General features: G+C 48.0%; 14 protein-coding genes. 4 read left to right on the forward strand and 10 right to left on the reverse strand.

Features of this window, described 5'->3' with window-relative positions; genetic code table 11:
- Positions 1-5 precede the first annotated feature (5 nt).
- From WCK19_RS06365 to WCK19_RS06390, 6 genes are all read right to left on the reverse strand, one after another.
- Positions 6-284, reverse strand: a complete 279-nt coding sequence (locus WCK19_RS06365; RefSeq protein ID WP_342396538.1) for an Lrp/AsnC ligand binding domain-containing protein — start codon at positions 282-284, stop codon at positions 6-8.
- 335 nt (positions 285-619) lie between these two features.
- Complete coding sequence (locus WCK19_RS06370; RefSeq protein ID WP_342396539.1) at positions 620-1,213, reverse strand: hypothetical protein; 594 nt, start codon at positions 1,211-1,213, stop codon at positions 620-622.
- A gap of 317 nt (positions 1,214-1,530) precedes the next feature.
- The gene (locus WCK19_RS06375; protein WP_342396540.1) at positions 1,531-2,523 is read right to left on the reverse strand and encodes a zinc-binding dehydrogenase; all 993 of its coding nucleotides are present in this window, start codon (positions 2,521-2,523) and stop codon (positions 1,531-1,533) included.
- A gap of 187 nt (positions 2,524-2,710) precedes the next feature.
- The gene (locus WCK19_RS06380) at positions 2,711-3,244 is read right to left on the reverse strand and encodes a hypothetical protein (protein ID WP_342396541.1); all 534 of its coding nucleotides are present in this window, start codon (positions 3,242-3,244) and stop codon (positions 2,711-2,713) included.
- Between the two features lie 378 nt (positions 3,245-3,622).
- A complete protein-coding gene (locus tag WCK19_RS06385; protein ID WP_342396542.1) occupies positions 3,623-4,258 on the reverse strand; it encodes a cyclodeaminase/cyclohydrolase family protein in 636 nt (211 codons plus the stop codon).
- On the reverse strand, positions 4,255-5,136 hold the full coding sequence (locus WCK19_RS06390) for a bifunctional 5,10-methylenetetrahydrofolate dehydrogenase/5,10-methenyltetrahydrofolate cyclohydrolase (RefSeq protein ID WP_342396543.1): 882 nt from the start codon (positions 5,134-5,136) through the stop codon (positions 4,255-4,257). Before WCK19_RS06390 ends, WCK19_RS06385 begins: the two co-directional genes overlap by 4 nt.
- A 757-nt stretch (positions 5,137-5,893) precedes the next feature.
- Between WCK19_RS06390 and WCK19_RS06395 the strand changes: the two genes are divergently transcribed.
- Positions 5,894-6,610: a hypothetical protein gene (locus tag WCK19_RS06395; protein ID WP_342396544.1), complete on the forward strand. Its 717-nt coding sequence runs from the start codon at positions 5,894-5,896 to the stop codon at positions 6,608-6,610.
- Between the two features lie 212 nt (positions 6,611-6,822).
- On the opposite strand, the gene WCK19_RS06400 is transcribed toward WCK19_RS06395, so the two are convergent.
- Entirely contained in the window at positions 6,823-7,917 is a 1,095-nt protein-coding gene (locus WCK19_RS06400) for a glycosyltransferase (RefSeq protein WP_342396545.1), read from the reverse strand.
- A gap of 407 nt (positions 7,918-8,324) precedes the next feature.
- Here WCK19_RS06400 and WCK19_RS06405 point away from each other — a divergent pair, with 407 nt between their 5' ends.
- Positions 8,325-10,382, forward strand: coding sequence for a PQQ-binding-like beta-propeller repeat protein (locus tag WCK19_RS06405; RefSeq protein WP_342396546.1), 2,058 nt, complete (start codon positions 8,325-8,327; stop codon positions 10,380-10,382).
- A gap of 76 nt (positions 10,383-10,458) precedes the next feature.
- Positions 10,459-11,496 (forward strand): hypothetical protein, encoded by a 1,038-nt coding sequence (locus tag WCK19_RS06410; protein ID WP_342396547.1) that lies wholly within the window; start codon positions 10,459-10,461, stop codon positions 11,494-11,496.
- Here WCK19_RS06410 and WCK19_RS06415 read toward each other — a convergent pair.
- Positions 11,488-12,111 carry a HEAT repeat domain-containing protein gene (locus tag WCK19_RS06415; RefSeq protein ID WP_342396548.1) on the reverse strand — a complete coding sequence of 208 codons (624 nt, stop codon included), beginning with the start codon at positions 12,109-12,111 and terminating at the stop codon, positions 11,488-11,490. The genes WCK19_RS06410 and WCK19_RS06415 overlap by 9 nt on opposite strands.
- A gap of 789 nt (positions 12,112-12,900) precedes the next feature.
- Between WCK19_RS06415 and WCK19_RS06420 the strand changes: the two genes are divergently transcribed.
- A complete protein-coding gene (locus tag WCK19_RS06420) occupies positions 12,901-13,755 on the forward strand; it encodes an N-acetylmuramoyl-L-alanine amidase (RefSeq protein ID WP_342396549.1) in 855 nt (284 codons plus the stop codon).
- A gap of 86 nt (positions 13,756-13,841) precedes the next feature.
- Here WCK19_RS06420 and WCK19_RS06425 read toward each other — a convergent pair whose 3' ends face one another.
- Both WCK19_RS06425 and WCK19_RS06430 read right to left on the reverse strand, forming a co-directional pair.
- A complete protein-coding gene (locus WCK19_RS06425) occupies positions 13,842-16,358 on the reverse strand; it encodes a hypothetical protein (protein ID WP_342396550.1) in 2,517 nt (838 codons plus the stop codon).
- A 21-nt stretch (positions 16,359-16,379) separates the two neighbouring features.
- Entirely contained in the window at positions 16,380-17,237 is an 858-nt protein-coding gene (locus tag WCK19_RS06430) for an aldo/keto reductase (RefSeq protein WP_342396551.1), read from the reverse strand.
- Positions 17,238-17,298: the final 61 nt, after the last annotated feature.

Below are 17,298 nucleotides of genomic sequence, written 5' to 3' on the forward strand. Positions count from 1 at the left end.
TATGGTCACTCCACCCCTATATTAAAGCTTTGTTCAATGTCGTCACGGCTATAAACTTTGAAAGCCACCATCGTGGTAGTATGAATGATTGACGGGATTTGGGCTACTTTAGCGGTTACTACATTGGCGAGGTCATCGTATTCCTTAACCCGCACCAAAGCTACCAAATCGAACTCGCCCGTAACCGAAAAAACCTCATATAGCCCGTCAATTTTCAGCAATTGCTGGGCAGTTTGCGGCACATTGCCCCGCTCTACGTTAATCAATATAAGCGCTTGTATCATGTTTGTATCCCCTAAGCTCGACTTTGCCCATTTTCACAAATTTGTTAAAACCATTTTACATTAGAAGGAGTGCCTTTCATAATGCGATTTTTGCCGATTTTCCAGTCAGTATGGAGTAAGTTAGGGGAGGCACCCCTTTTCGTCCGGGCTGTGTAGTTACTAACGTATTAATATATAAAGCCAAAATGAGTTTCCTTTGGGTTTGAAGTAAGGGTTGAATAGTCTTACATTTTACCAAAGGAACTCACCTTTTTCTATTTGGGGTTCCCTTAACTATACGCCTATGGATTGCGCCCCTGAGAACCCCGCTCGGATTCCGTTCTTATAGCAAAAATCTATGGAGTTTTAATCGGTTCTATCTTAATAGTGGGCATTGGGTTCAGCGCTTTAGATGTCGGTGTCGGCATCAATATTCCTATAGTAGGAATTGGCATAGGCGTAAATTTGACTCCCGAAGTCGGTGTCGGCATCAATATTCCTATAGTAGGAATTGGCATAGGCGTAAGTTTGATTCCCGAAGTCGGTGCTGCCCCCGTAGTGGGACTTGCGGCTGGCGCAGTAGTAGCAGCAGCGGTTGTAATCAGAGCAGTAACAGCAACGGTTGTGACTGGCGCGGTGGTAGCAACAACAGGTGCAGTAGTAGCTACAACCGAAGTAACGGGCGCAGTAGTATTTGCAATAGGCGCGGTAGTAACTGCGGCAGGGGTAGCAGTTGCTTTTGCGGAATTCGTTACAACGCTAGTTGGTTCCGCCCCACCAGACGACTTCTGTAGAAAAAAGACTGCGCCAATTGCGCCGATTATAACTACCCCAATAACAACCAATATCCACAATACTAGCGAACCACCCTTACGTTGGGGATTATTAGGGGGTTGTTGTGGGTTTTGGTAATAACCTTGTGGCGGTTGCTGAACTGGCGGTTGCTGCATGATGTCTGCTCCTTCATTGGTTGGAAACAAATAAAAACATGTTGTTTACAAAATATACGATTATAATTTGATGAAAACGGCTGCCCTTGCTTTTCAAACTACCTGTATAGGCTCGATAAATGAAGGATACCACATCTTGAGAGCTTAAAGTATGCTGTATTTCACATTTCTTTATGTCATAGTTTTATTGCATTAAATATTAGTTTAGTTTGTTTTACTTGTTATTTCCATTGCAGAAACCATCAAAAAGCCTCTGTCGCCAAACCTATAAAATCAAAACAAGGGGCATTAAACCCCTTGCCTATATAAAAATAACCTCAATAGCGCACAATTACCTTGCCGGAGCTTTTGCCGCTGTGCAGAAATTCAAATGCCTGTACCACCGAATCTATTCCCCTAAATTCGGTTGGCTCGATGTTTACTTTCAGTTTGCCTTCCCTGTACAGTTCGGACAGTTTTTGCAAATGCGAGGCGTAATACTGGGTGAAGTGGAACAGGAAGAAACCTCGCAACGAAATGGATTTCATCACCAGCGATGAGTTAATGCGCGGCGCGGGGATTGTTTCAGGACCGGCGGTATAATCTGCCACCGAACCGATTACCAACAATCGCCCCCTTATCGCCAGATTACGCACGCAAGTATCAAAGGTACTACGTCCAACCGATTCATACACTAGATTTACCCCTTTGGGATATTCCGCTTTCAGCGCCTTGCCCAAATCCTCACGGCGGTAGTTGATAACCCGGTCACAGCCTAGCTCTTTGAGCAACGCCGCTTTTTCGTCCGAACTGCACGTGCCGATTAAATGGTTTCCGGCGAGCTTGGCAAGCTGCACTGCAAATTGCCCAGTGCCGCCCGCAGCTGCCGTCACCAACACCGTCTCTCCGCTTTTCATCTCTCCAACTTGTTCCAACGCAATCGAAGCAGTCAAGCCACTCACCAGAAAGCTGGTAATTTCGGGCGAAGCTTGTGGGACAGGGTAAACCGAAGGTGCTTTCAGCAACTGGTACTCGCTAAAACCTGCGCCGAAGCCCATCACCGTATCACCCATTTTCAGGTGAGTGACATTCTCCCCAACTGCTACCACCTCTCCGGTAAATTCAGTGGTGACATCGAAGGGTAGTGGCGGAGTGTTGGGGTAACCGCCCGCCGTGAAAACACCTACCGAAGCGTTCACTCCCGCGTACCGAGTACGTACCAGAATCTCGCCTCGCCCCGGCTCAGGTATCGGAGCTTCTATTATCTGGATAGCTTCTCTAAAATTGGGGCTAAGCTTTGTAACAATCATTTTGCGGTAATTGGTGGACATTATAAAATCCTTTTCAAGCAATTTATAAACGGAAACAAGGGGTTTAAACCCCTTGTCTAAAGCAACTCTTACGGTATCGCTACTGAATGAAAAAAGCAAATTCGGCGCGTTAGAAAAATTCGCAAAGTAAAACCCCCATTTCCAAATAGAAAAGGGGGCAGTTGTAAAAATAAAACAGCTACTGGATTCAGGCTTGTCTTAGCAGCAAGAAGTCCTCGTCACAATTCTTGCAAAATGTCAGGTTAGAATAAGTAATCGCCAAATCTTTTTTATGGCAGAAAGGACATTCCGCAAGAACATCTTGACACTCTTCAGTTACATTCACCAAAGGAGAGAGCAACAATTCCTCATCACAAACCTTACAGAAAGTAATTCCAGAATAGTTAGTTACCAAATCGGTGCCTTGACACAAAGGGCAGATATGGTCAAAACTTTCGGTGGGAGGCACATCAATCGCGTCCGGGTTAAGGTAAACTGCATTACCGAAATCTTCTGTTGTCAGCACCTTACTGGCTAATTGCGCTATCTGATTCCACAACGTTTTTACCTTTTCCATCTGGCTTCTTCGTTCATTTTGATTCTCGAATGGGATAGAAGCTAGCAGAATTTCTGCTTTCGCGAGTTGTTCTCGAAGATTGGAGAGCGTACCGAGCATGCAATCCGGTTTAATTCTCAGAGCTTCAGGATGTGTTGTACTGTTTAAATCTAATATTCTGGTCATAATTCGGTTCTCCCTCTTGCCAGTATTGTGCGGGTCTGTGTGCAACCCTTGCCTTATACAATGCTGCCAAAGACATCTTTGTCTGTTTAACTACAGATAGAGGTGGTATAAGTAGAGTATTATCAATAAATTGAGTTTTGCCCCCCGTTATAGCTTAATTGCAAATAGATGATAACCTCATCTAAGTGCAATTTTCCTCCTTTCAATAGAATACCTCATTTTTCCTTTTATTTCAATTATAAATTTATTAATGCGGGTGTACGCAAAATAAAAAGCCCCACCTCAATGGCAAGGCTTAAGGCTATAAGAATTTTAAATAGAGGCCTGGCTATTCAGCATAGAAGAACTCTGTGTAGGCGCGTGTAATCTCATAAAACGTTACGCTAATTTCTGGAGAGTAGTAGCAAGGGCGCGAGAACGGGCATTAGAAGCGCGTTCAATTAGCTGCTCGATTTCGGCGCGTGCTACCGTCACATAATCGTCATCCTTGAGCGATTTCAGGTTAATTCGAGCCTGTAACAACGCCCCTTGTACTGCCGCTTCCGCTAACAATGCCGCTGTACCCGCATCAGAAATGGCTTGCGGGTTGCCGATTTCGGAGAGTTCCGCCGCCAGTTCTGCCATTGCCGCACTGTACCGAGCAATGTTTAGCGGCGATTCAGTGGCGATTTTCAAACCCTCCTGAATACGGGCAGCACGGGCGGTTTTTTCCTCTGGGGTAGCGCGGGGCAACCGATAACCGGACATCACCGCTTCAAACGCCTCCGCGTCCTCGTCAATCGCCTTTTCCAGTGCGATTCGAGCGTTATCTCCTACGGTAATAATTTCCTGTATGCGGAAGGCGTGTGCTGCGAAAGCCTCTTTGCTTATGGTTAAGCGTGCTACCATTGTCACCAAACCGGCGGCATTTGCCCCTGCCAGTGCCGATGCTCCACCACCGCCCGGTGTGGGCGCATCTGAACCGAGTTGCGCCAGAAAATCGCTTACCGTCTTATCACTTAAAAGTTCACTCATAGCTGTTCCATTTGCTGTTGCGCCGCTTTCAGCACATTTTCCAGCAGGGCAATTGAAGTCAAGCGACCACTTACTGAAGGCGAGGTAGTAACCGCTTGCGCTACTCGTTTTACGCTTTCTATCTCTACATCACCGTACATTTTGCCTTCTTTAAAGCTCATGCCGAAGTCCACCACCACCGCGCCGGGCTTGACCATCTCCCCAGTAATCAGATGCGCCGCGCCCGCCGCGCCAAAGATAAAATCTGCCTCTAGCCCAAGTTTTACCAATGTCTCACGCGGTGTTGGCAAATGCGCTACAACGGGGGTTGCGCCTGCCGCAATCAACAAGGCGGTGAGCGGTCGCCCAACCGTAACGCCAAAGCCTACTACCAGACAGAGCTTGCCATACAGTTTGTAGCCGTAGTGTTCCAGCAAACGCAATCCGCCGAGTGGCGTAGCCGGAATAAAAGTATCGCTTCCACTGAAGAGTTTGCCGGTGGAAATAGGGTGATAACCCTCTACGTCCTTGCGCGGGTCAAGCGTCAGGGTGGCATGAGATTGATCAATACCGGGTACAGGCCATTGGATTGAAATTCCATGTATAGACTTATCGGCATTCATCCCGGCAATTTCCTCCGAGAATTGCTCGAAGCTGATTCCAGAAGGCAGCACATGGTGAAGGGCGTGCATACCGTATTCGCGAGCATGTCGCACCAATACCCCGCTATAATCAATCGAGGCAGGGTCATTACCGACCAGCACCACTGCCAAGCCCGGCGGAAACCCATATTTTTCGGTAAAGTCAGCAACTTCTGCTTTCAAGCGTTCGCGTTCCTCTTTCGCCAGCGCCTTGCCATCCATCATCACTGCTTGCCCACTTTGAGTAGTGAAGCTCAATCCAACTCTCCTTTTAAAATGGGAATTTCTAACTTGTCCGTTATAATTATAGCATAAGCCGCTTTGTTTCAGCTTCACCCCTGTAGAGTATGGGCAATATCATCGGGAAATAAAGTAGAAAAAAACAAATATCAAATCGCCAAAGAAAGATGTTAATCTTTTAAAAACCCGGAGTTTTATCTATAATTTTATACATGCATATATATATATATAGATAATAATAATGTGAAAACTTTATTGGCTATAGGAATCGAATAGTAAATAGTAAAACATCATAGTTGACAAACCATAATAGTTTGTTAAAATAAATTTATACCAATCCACAAGAGTCATAGATAACGTCTTGCTAGAATTAAGAAGTGGAAGTTGAAATAAAAAGACTTTTTAATTAGTTAAATCAATTTGTAGAAACAAACCTGATTTAATTGGCAGGACATCCTAGCAAATACACCTCGAATTCTCCTGCTTGGCAAACATACGGGATGAGCCGTAATAACCTCATTTTGGCATAGGCAAAAACGCATAGGACTTGTAAAAGTCCAGTTGAAATAGCATAAGTAAACCTTGAAGGCTTGCCTTGGGTACAGTTTGTTGTGATTAAATTATTAAAGCCGTCTTGGTTGAAATTGCTATTCTTCTAGTTTATATAGATAAAGCTGACTGGTTGGATAATAACTAAACAGGTTTGTTGGAGTTACTCTTTTACTAGGCGTGGAATTTCGAAGTGTTAGTTCAATGCTACGGAGGTTTTTTTGTCATGAAAAGGAAATTTGGTATTAGCTTGCTGTTTGTGGTTATGCTGCTTTTCTCCCTTATAACCACTACTTTGGCTAAGGACGACTCGTCGGATTGGCTTGTGCCACCCGATCACAAGTACGCCGGCAAAACTTATGAGGAATGGGGCGGTTTATTCTGGCAATATGCCCTCACCTTGCCGGATTCTGTCACATTCTACAGCTTTTTTAGTGGGGCTAACTGTATAGACACAAACCAGCATTATGACGTGTATTTTCTGGCGGGAAGTTGGAGTGGTCCTTTAACTCGTAACTGCACTATACCAGCAGACAAGCCGCTTTTTTTCCCATTGGTTAACCAAGGTTATTTTGAGATTCCCAAATATTACAACCCGCCAACCTATAGCCCCAAAACTATTGTGAAAGACCTCAATAAGACGCTGAATCAAAAATCCGGCACCACCGCATATGCCAGTGTTGATGGTAAGCCGATTGTTTCAACCCGGAATCAAATGGAATTTTTCAGTGTCACCGATTACAAGCATCCTTACTCCGTCGTCTGGCCCTCCTATGGCGCTGACCTCGGTGGTTATCCCGGTGAGATCTACGAGATATTTCAAGGCGGTTACTACGTGATGTTGAAACTGTCGCCTCGTAGCGCCCCCTATACTATTAAGTTCGGCGGAAATCAACCAGGGAACCAACAAGACTTAACCTACAACATAACGGTGACAAAGTAGTATAGTTGCGCTCAGGCGCACAATATAAGACTCCCCAATATTTACAAAACAATTGGCTGGAACGTCCCGGAAACGGTGGCACTCCGGTCAATTGTTTTTTTGAATGTAGTGAGTTGGTGTCATAGGGGCTTAGCACAAAATATTACTGAATAATAGGTTTCGCGTCACCAAACTGCTAAGCTCTGAAAGAGTAGCATGTGCCGCATGAACCCTCAAGAATCGCTCACTTTGGGTTTGTAAAGTTGATGCACATGATCAATTGGCCATAACAATGCCTCAATAAATCCAACGAGTGGGTACCAGAATTGTAGAAGCGCTAACCGTACTACCTTAATGCTATGCCACTTTAGTATCCCAGCAACTGAACGTCTTACTGCCATGTGCCAATACCATTGCCAAAGTACCAGCAACGCGCTAACCCAACCGCAGCGCAAATATTTGGCGGTTGCAGCACCTACCCCTTTGCCATAGCTCTTTTCAGTTCGTACCTGTTGCTCGAAATCTTTTTTGCTGTCGTGATAAACCAGCGAGTTGCCAGTATAAACTATTTTTAAGCCCCTACGCAACAGTCGGTAGCCAATATCGAGGTCTTCAAAGGTTCCAAGTGCGCCGCCTATATTCATAACCTCGTCAAAGCCGCCGCAACCTAGGAAAGCATCACGCCGAAAACTCATATTTCCACCGCTGCCAATATGCCAAGGCTTAACAGGACGATCAAACACCCGGCGTTCGGCGCTAAGCCGTCCTATTTCAGTGCCGTTGCGTTTAGCAATCGGGGGCAAAATCCGTCCGTAAACTGCCTGTATATCGGCATGCTGGGTATATTCTTGCTCCACCATCTCAACCCAATCGTTACTGGCTAGGCAATCATCATCCATAAAAAGAATAATTTCGCCATGAGCCGCCGCCGCCCCTAGATTGCGGTTTGTGCCTGCGCCAACCGTATCGCTATGAATAAATCTGACCAGAGGAAAGCGTTCTGTTTCGGCAGATAAGCTAAAACCGTGTTGCCGAGTTACAGACTGTAGCACTTCCGATAAAGCAGGAACAAGCTCAGGATTACTTTGATCTACTACGATAACTTCAAGAGGCAAGCGGGAGCCAATCAGGATTGAAGCGAGCGCGTGTTCAATTTGGTCTATCCGGTTGCGGGTAGGAATTACAACCGAAATAATCTGGCTACGTGTTTGAGCTATTCCATCGCTATTCGGGATATTACCATCTCTTAGTTTTTGACTCGTTATAACAATATCCGGATTCTGAAAAACTGATGGTGAAATTTGTCCGGTTATTTTTTGCTTTGACATCTATTTATTAACATCTTCAGGGCTTTCAATTGATGGGTAAGTTACAATCAAGAAAAAATATCCTTGGCGATTTTTTACTCAATGGTGAAAAACGCTGAATACTATGAAAATCCATATTACTTCTTAATAGTTTAACAGAGGTTCTGCATTTCATGGCTAGTATTTTGGTAAAATTATTACTATTTTATATTACAATATTGTAGTCTATTCCTATATATAGTGGTTTATCTACATAAATTGCTATGCCGATTGCAGCTAAGCCGAACTATTATTATGTATAATTGATAACATTAGCATGTTTTTAGGGAATAGTCTAAAATAAAACCACTTGCAAGCTGTTTCGTTATTATATGCAAGTGGAAAATCGTTTGCTTATTGTGCAATGAAAAAGGAAGGAGACCTCTTTGATGAAAAAGAAGTATTTGTTCCTGTCGCTTGCCGTATTACTGGTTAGCACATTTGCTGTGGGTGCCAGTTCGGCTATTAGCATAAGCTTTAATGACCCGGGCTTTGCCAATACTTGGAACAAGATTGATAAGCCAGTGGATGAAATCCCCGGAGTAGGGCGCGGCTTTACGTGGGGTCCCATTGTAGCAGGGGCGGCAGCTATTACCACCGAATCTTACGGGGGCGGCAGTCGCAAGGTACAGTATTTCGACAAAGCTCGTATGGAAGTGAATAACCCTTCCGCTAACCCGCTCGACCTGTTCTATGTATCCACCGGTTTGCTGGTTAAAGAACTTGTCACCGGAGCTAGGCAAGATAGCGATACAACCTTTACGCAGCTTACCCCTAGCGCCGTGCAGGTTGCCGGCGACCCCAACGATGGCGGTCAGAACCTGATTGCCCCTACCTATGCCAGTTTCAAGAACGTGGTAACTTTCATCGGTAACGAGAACGGCAGAGATAGGGCTAACGGCAGCATTATCAACACCCAGATTGATAAAGCAGGGAACGTTAGCATCTTTAGCCCGCCTGAACAGCGCAAGTACACCGATTATGATGATACCACCCGTCATAATATTGCCGATGTTTTCGTGGATTTCGGCAAGCGCAGCGGCACGATTTGGAACGGTAGCAGCTTCATACAGGGCGCGATATTTTACAGTTCGGTGTATATAACCGGACGACCTGTGACTGAGGCTTACTGGACTCAGGTGGTAGTTGGCGGCGTTACCAAGCCTGTGCTGGTGCAGCTATTCGAGCGCCGCGTGCTGACCTATACTCCCGGAAACCCGGCAGGCTTTGAAGTAGAGATGGGCAACGTGGGACAGCACTATTACAAGTGGCGCTATGTATTAGGCGGCGGCGGTTCTCCGACCCCTACGCCCACACCTACCGCTACCCCGACTCCTGCACCCCAAGCTTTCCCGCAGGATTTCAGCCAATTCCGCGCCCCTTACCACAAGAACGGTTCTCGCCCGGTTGGCGGCTCTCCCGGCGGTATCCCTAACTTCCGCGGCTATGCGGTCGGCGCATCTAGCATCGTAGCCAACTCCCCGGTGGTCAATAGTGACCAGACCATCGCGGTTTACTCTACTGCCAACAAGGGCGTAGTCGCGCTAAATCTGACTGCCAGTCTGAACGATCTGACCCAGAAGTGGGTTTACCCCTCTGGCGTTAGCCCGAACTTCACTACGGCTACTCCGATGCTATACAACGGTGTGGTTTATATCGGGGATAACAACGGAAATATGCATGCTATCAAGCTGGCTGACGGCACTTCTGTTTGGGCAACTCCTAGCAATGCGGGCGTGCCTTTCGGTGCAGTGGTAGGCGCAGCTATTACCGATGGCACTAATCTCTATTTTAGTACCAGCACGGGTCGCTTGCTGGCAATCCGCCTTTCAGATGGCGTGCAGGTGTGGCAATCTAGCTCTCTAGTAGGTCTAACAAGCGGACCGATCTTTGCCTATGGCGGCAATCTTTTCGTTGGCGCTACCACCGGTAAGGTTCACGCTTTCCAGACCTCAAACGGCAGTGTGGTTTCAACTTGGACAGAGCCAACCCTGAACCCCATTTTATGGACACTGGCTTATGCTAACGGTGTCTTGTTTGTCCCGAACGGCAACACCTTGACCGCACTTAACAATGTCGGTACAACCATCAAAGATGTGGTACTGGACGGTACAATTACCACCTCTCCGGCGGTCACAGCCGATAAGGTTTACGTGGGCGTAGATACCGCTTTCAAGGTTTACGGCATTAACGCCGCGAACTTGGGCGATACTACTCAGTTTGTCTTCGTGGCTGGCACAGTTCCCGGCGGCGCTATCGCGGTAGTGGATGGCTTCCTCTACTTCGGTACCACCGGCGGCGTTCTGTACCAAGTGGAAGCGGCGAATGCTGCCAACGCAAACCAGTTGGTCACTGGCGTGGGCAGTTTCAGCAACAACTCGCCGGTAGTTGCCAACGGGCGGGTTTACATCGGCAATGCTGACGGCAAATTCTATGTAGTCAAGTAGCGTTTGAAGCTAAAAAACGTTATGATAGGCTTCGGTATTCTGCCGGAGCCTATTTTTTATTTTTACGGAGCCTAACATGATTCGAGATAGAGCGCGGTTGCTGGAACAGATTCGGGAGTTGCATCGGCAAATCAGAGCGGCGGTAGTGGCGCAAACCGAAGCTGTGGCGTTGGAACAGCTTTCCGCAGTGGAAGGCAACGACCACGCTTACGAGGGCGATACGATTTTCGCAATTGACCGGGTGAGCGAGGAAAAGTTAGTGGAGTTTTTCGAGCGTGAAGTTGCGCCCGAACGCCCTTTGCTGCTGATTGCGGAAGGCTTACGCGATACAGGCTTTGGCGAAGGGCGTTTGCCACTGCCGCGAGGTATCACGCCCGAACAGGCGGAGGTGCGTATTATTGTTGATCCTATAGACGGAACGCGCTGTATCATGTACCAGAAGCGCAGCGCATGGGTTCTGACGGGAGTTGCCCCGAATTTGGGCGAGGATACGCGCTTGCAAGACATCGAGTTTGCCGTTCAAACCGAATTACCGCTGGTAAAGCAGCACCTTTGCGATGAGCTTTGGGCTATCCGGGGCGAGGGCTATTTCGCGCAACGCTACAACCGCATAAGCGGAGAGTTACAGCCGATAACTTTGCACCCTAGCCATAGCCCCACTATTCGTCATGGTTACGCTCAGGTGGTGCGCTTTTTCCCCGGTACTCGCGAGGAGTTGGCGGCGATTGACGAGGAGATTGTGCTCGCGGTGCTCGGCGCGCCCCTGCCCGGCAAGACCCACTGTTTCGAGGATCAGTACACCTCTAGCGCGGGACAATTTTACGAATTGCTCTCCGGGCATGACCGCTTTACTGCCGATATTCGCCCCCTCATGGAGCAAGTCGCCATGAAAAAGGGCTTCCGGCTTGGCATCTGCTGTCACCCTTATGATGTGTGTACCGAGTTGATAGCGCGAGAGATGGGCGTAATAATTACGGACGAGCGCGGACAATCGCTTAACCCGCCTCTGAATGTGGAGACGGACGTTAGCTGGGTGGGATACGCCAACCCTGCCATCCGGGCGCAAATCGAGCCGCTTTTGCTCAAGTCGCTGCGGGAGCGGGGATTAATTTAAGGGGCGTGTCTTTATCTTCTCGATAGCTCCCTGCGCTTTATGATTTGCCTCAAAATTTTCCCTTGCTACCCGCTCCAGTTCCGGCAGAACGCGCTGGTCTCCGATATTGCCGAGTGCTTCGGCAGCAGCTTCAGCCACGCTGTAATCCTCGCTCTCGGTGATTTTACTCAATAGAGGCTTGATGGAGCGAGGGTCTTTGATTTTACCCAAGGCTTCGGCAGCGGTACGGCGCACAAATAAATCTGGGTCGCATAAAGCATTTATCAAAGCGCCCACAGCACGCTTGTTTGCGATTTTACCTAACGCTTCGGCGGCGCGATAACGCACGAAACTGTCCCTGTCATCGTGCAAGGTTTTGATAAGCTCAGCAACGGCACGCTTGTTTGCAACCTCTCCCAGTTGCTTAGCAGCATTTTGGCGAACACCCCAATCCTCATGTCGTAGCAAGTCAATAAGTTGGCTAATGCGGCTTGCCTGTGGGCAATTTGCGCCATCCCTCCCTGCTTTTGCAGGGAAAAGACTCCCTAACTCATTAATTTTTCTGGCTTGTGGTGTATATAACATTGACTCAGCCCAGTTCAGATACATAGTCTGCTTCTGTGAATTATCTTTCATTGATAACATCCTTTACGGGTTAATAGTTTTAGCTTACTCACCACTGGCAGCTACATATCAACTAATGTTTTAAAAGTTTGCCTATTCTTTCAGGTACACGCTCTATAGAGCAAGTTACCTGTGACAGCACGTATAATCTGATGGGTTGTATGTACATTTGCCTTGAAGCCACCTGTCTCAACACAGTTTGCTAGTTTGAATAGTTCAGCGTCATACCAATTCCTCTTTTTGTAAATCCTCATAGCATAAGCAGCTTCTAAATTGAATTGTAGCATGACATTGCATGATGTTTTATAAACTTTTCTTTGCGAAATCCTAAAATTTTAATAATAAGGTTTTATATTCAAGAGCTTGCAATCTAAAGAATTTATAAATTCATTTAGCGTTTCTCTCTGTATGGCTAGAACTAATATTTAAATAAGTTCTAATCTTGCAGGGGTTTTATGGCTTTGTAATAGGTCAAACCGCTCTAAATCTCCGATAATGCCTCCTAGAATTCCTTGCAAGCACAACCGCCCTATTACAAAAAGGCTTGCCATTTTGATAGAGGATTCGATGTAGGCGCAGGTGATTTACCAGCCTTCTAAAGAAGCTATTCCTGAAAAGTGCGAAGATTTCCGCCCCGCTAACTTCTATTCAGAAATTTTACAATTAATTTAGACTTTTTTAACGTCACTAGCATTTCCCATAAGGTCAATTCAACTATACTATAGCAGGGTTGCTTATCAGGTATAATGGTTCCGGCGCAAAGCAGCCCTAGTTGGATGAACTTCATTAAGGACATAAAATTTGCTGCGTTTTTTTAGATTAGCCTATCTATATCTGACATTGCTGGCGCTTAGCCTGTTGCAGGCAGCTTGTGGCGATATTACCGCTACTCCGGTTCAAACCATCGCTGCCGTGACACCCACCCTTCAACCTGTATCTACTATCGCTCCCACGCTTACGACTGCCCGACCTTTCACGGTGGCGCTAGACCCCGGTCATGGAGGGGATGATTGGGGAGCAGGTCATTTCAACTCTAATGACCAACCCGATTTGCTGGAAAAGGATTTGACCTTACAACTGAGTACGGCTACCGCGACTCTGTTGCGGCAAAGCGGTTTCAAGGTTGTGATAACCCGCAACGGCGACGCTTCCGCCAATAATCTAACTACCGACCTTAACGGGGATGGTAAAATCAACGAACTTGATGATTTGCAAGCTCGTTTAAATCTTGCCAATAATAGCAAAGCCGATTTATTACTATCGCTGCATATAAACAGCAGTACGCCGGGTGACGGGGCAGGCGGATTTGAGACGTGGTATTGCGCAGACCGCTCTTTCGCGGAACGCAACAAATTATTTGCTCAACTAATCCAGCAGGAGAGCATAGCCAGCATGTACTCATTCGGCTATGAGGCGCAAGATCGCCGGGTTGCGGACGACCTCGAAATTGATTGGAACGGTAATCACCTATACATGTTTGGACCACCTACGCCCACCCGCAAGTCTGCCACCACCATGCCCGGCGCGTTAACCGAGGTTCTTTTCATTACCAATGATACCGAAGCGAATTTACTTAAGGATAGCAAAACTATCAAGGCGTTAGCGGAGGGCTACACACGGGCGATTCAGCAATATTTCGCCTACTACAAGGTTTAACTCCTTCCGCTCGATTTTAGCTTATTGAATAACATCGGTCAGTTCAGCGGTACGCCCGAAATAAATCTTGGGTTGTTCCTTCCTAATTACCTCACCCAAAAAACGCGCTCTACACCGATGGCGCGTGCCAACGGTTGCGGTTTTTTCAGGTCTGGTGCGCTACCCCAAATGGTATTGTTCTGATAAAATGCCAGAATCGGTTGAGATGGCGACCAATCGAAAAAGCGCGAACGAAAAGCGTAATAAGGGGGATAATTCAATTCCAAATCATATTGCTGCCCATTGCTAAGCTGTATGACCGTCATTCGCTGCGAATATGGGGGCGAGGTTGCGCCATTTCGGGTTATATCATAGCGCGAATAAACCGCCACATACTGCCCGGTGACATCCAGTTGGGCGCCGCTGCCGGGTCCGTACACTCGCCAACTACCTGTGGCAAGATTTAGCGCTTGCAAATCATTGTTCTGGCTGTAGTTGGCGGTAGTTGCGACCAAGCGGGCGCTATCGGGGCTGAAAGCGTTGAGGCGATTTATCACACTGCCGCCGGTTATCTCCTTAACCTGCCCTTCGGGAGATACCAGCCAAGTGGTAAAGCGCGAATAAGCGCTGCTGCCGGTTATCGCGATAGTTTTGCCGTCCGGCGACCACAATAAGCCCTTGCCAAGCGCGGAATAATTCGAGTTAACCGCTCCCACTTTCGTTACAAGGCGATTGTTAGGTTGGGACGTATCAACCTGCGAAAGGTAAAGCTCGTATTGCGCTTTGTCTAGCTTGTATGCCAACGTGCGCCCATCGTTTGACCAATCGAAAGCCGACACGGATTCATTAGTAATCAAGCTGGGAACGGGGGTTTCGGCGCCGCTTTGTTCCAGCGACAACACGTACAAACCCGCTGCCAAACGCGGGTCGTTGCCAAGCGCCTGATACGCCACCCGCTTGCCATCCGGCGACCATCGCACCGATTGAGTCAGGTCGTCCGGTGCGCCCACACCTTCGCTCAGTTTCACCCGTTGCTTACCATCAAGGCTACTAATCCACAGCGTCCCGGTGTATTGGTCGCCTACTTCCAGATAAGCCAATCGCCCACCCGCTGGCGCAACGCTTGCATCTAGCCCTCGAAATGCGCCGCTACTGATAACGATGCGCTGCCCGGTTTCAAGGTCAACTACGCTAAGATATTGCGTACCCACTCCACCTAATAATACCAGCTTTCCGCTTGGCTTTAGGTCATTTATAGTTGGAACTGAGATAGGGCGCGTGGTTGGTGTGGCAAGAGTAGAACCTACACCCAACGCATCAGCGCCGCAACAACTCGCCCCGATAAAGCTGTAGTTTGCTCCGAGCGCAGCAATGGATTTGTTGGCAGTATCCAACACTTCTAGATTTTCATCGAACCAGTCAAAGATATAATTGTTCGCTTGAGTAACTAAAGCGTTGCGCCCTGCCCCAGCACGCTCAAAGACGATGCGGCGATTGTCGGGCAACCAACTAACCGATAACACCGCATCTTTGTCTTGCCCGATAGCGGCAGAACCAACCGGAAAGGTGCGAGAGTTGCCCGTATCCACTTCGCTTATGGTGATACGTGGGCTGGCATCGGCGAAGGTTATATAACGACTGTTAAACGACCAGACCGGGGCAACTTTCAGGCGCGGCGAAGGACTGTAATAATCAGCATACGCCCAGACCAAACTGTAAAACTCACTCCCGCTTCCAGCGTAATCGGTCAAACGACGAAAGGTAGTACCTTCCGGGCTGGCTTTATACAGCGAAACCTTGTCGCGTTGCGAATCTGCGGCGGTAAAGGCGAGGCTTGAGCCATCCGGCGACCAGCTAACGAACAGCACATCCAAACCGTTCAGTTTCAGCTTGTCGCTCAAATTTACTCGATTCGAGCCATCCGCGTTGGTCAGGTACAGGCTACGGGGCTGGTCAATCAGGTTATTGCCGCTAATATAGGCAAGGCGCTTACCATCCGGCGACCATACCCCATATAGAGCGCGGTCTGCCAGCAAAATTCCCGCATCCTTGCCGGAAACGCTACCATCAGCGGGAATTATATAAAGTGCAGATTTCTGCTTGACCTCAGCCAGAATAGGCAAAGGCACAGAAGGGCGCAAAAAACGAGTAGAGGTCGAGGGAGTTGGAGAGGGGGTTGCAGTGGGCGAGTCTGGGTCTGGTACGGTGCGGGTGAATAGCACACGGGCGCTATCAGGCGACCACTGCGGGTTAAACCCATCCGCATTTACTACCTTGCGATTTTTGCCGTCCGCGTCCACGCTCACAAGCTGGTGAGTGCGATTGTAATCTCCCGCAGCTTGATCTCCGTTAAGCTCAGTGAAAATTATACGCGTGCCGTCCGGCGACCAAGTTGCCCCAAACTCTGCCTCCGCGCTTTCGGTAAGGCGACCCGACACCTTGCTGCCCGGTTCAACCGTGTACAAATCGGGCCAACCGTCCGCATTACTAAGATACATCAGGCGGTCTTTAGGTAAATCTTTTTCAGGGTTAGCGGTGGAGTTCTCATCGCCGCATGCCACTAGTAACAGAGTTGCCAGCAGCAAACAAGCAAAAACCGGGTAGGCAAACTTGTAAGCAATCACTTGACAGCAGCCCCTTTCACCTTAAACAAACAGCGAGGCTATTTTCAACCGTTCCGACATACTATTCATCTCTACCAATGAAGGTTGTTCCACCGGGTTGGCGGCAGCTTTCAATACTTTGGGCAATATGTTGATGTCGCCTAGGGTGTTCAGGAAAATACCGGGGCGAGATAGCACCCAACTTACCATTGTATTAATATCATCCTGACTTTCTAACGGCTCGTACCAAGTGGCGCAGGTGCGCTCCTGTTCTCCCCATGGGCGGCGGCAAAGTGCTTTGATAGTTTGTATGGCTACATTGCGATTCTGGCAAAAAGCCGCCACTGTGTTAAAATCGGCGGCATAGGCTGAGTTCTGCAGCAGGATATAATTGTACGGCAGTAACACCGAGTCGAAATCGAAAAAAGCGAGGCTACGCAAATGTGTCGCGGCAATGCCCAACCCATGCCCGGTAACACCGATATACGAAACCAACTTTTGCTCGCGAGCTTCGATGAGAGCTTCGAGAGCGCCACCCGGACCCATCGCAATTCTCCATTCTTCCGGGTCTGCCAGATTATGGAGTTGCAACAAATCCACGCGCTCTACCTGCAACCGCTCCAAAGAACGGTGAATTTCGTCACGGGCTGCCTGATAAGTGCGTTCGCCCGTTTTGGTAGCGAGAAAGAAGTTTTGGCGATGCTCCCGCATCCATGGACCGATTCGCAATTCGGATTCTCCATAGCTGGCAGCGGTATCTATATGGTTTATGCCGTATTCCAACAGCAATTCAAGGGTACGGTCTGCATCAGCCTGACTTACCCGACCAAGCGCCGCCGCCCCAAAAATTGTGCGGGTGCTAAGGTGTCCGGTTCTACCAAAAGGTATTTTCTCAATCATAGGTTATAATCTTTCCGGTATCTTTTTCAGAATTGTCGCTTCGTAAATAAGCTCATTGTCT

Source organism: Candidatus Chlorohelix sp. (genome assembly GCF_037138995.1).
In the GTDB taxonomy this organism is placed as follows: domain Bacteria; phylum Chloroflexota; class Chloroflexia; order Chloroheliales; family Chloroheliaceae; genus Chlorohelix.